1 rRNA gene is annotated in these 243 nt (G+C 55.1%); it reads right to left on the minus strand.

Going from position 1 to position 243, the window contains the following annotated elements:
- Nucleotides 1-243: ribosomal RNA gene (locus ACETK3_RS21420) — 23S ribosomal RNA — on the minus strand; the annotation flags it as partial.

Here is a 243-nt window from a genome sequence, read left to right on the forward strand (position 1 = left end):
TCGCTACTCATGCCTGCATTCTCACTCGTGTAGGCTCCACCACTGGTTTACACCGCAGCTTCACCGCCCACACGACGCTCCCCTACCCATCCACACTCCTGAACCACGAAGGCTAGGACAATATGTGAATGCCACAACTTCGGCGGTGTACTTGAGCCCCGCTACATTGTCGGCGCGGAATCACTTGACCAGTGAGCTATTACGCACTCTTTTAAGGGTGGCTGCTTCTAAGCCAACCTCCTG

This window comes from Arthrobacter sp. E44, assembly GCF_041877125.1.
Lineage (GTDB): Bacteria > Actinomycetota > Actinomycetes > Actinomycetales > Micrococcaceae > Arthrobacter.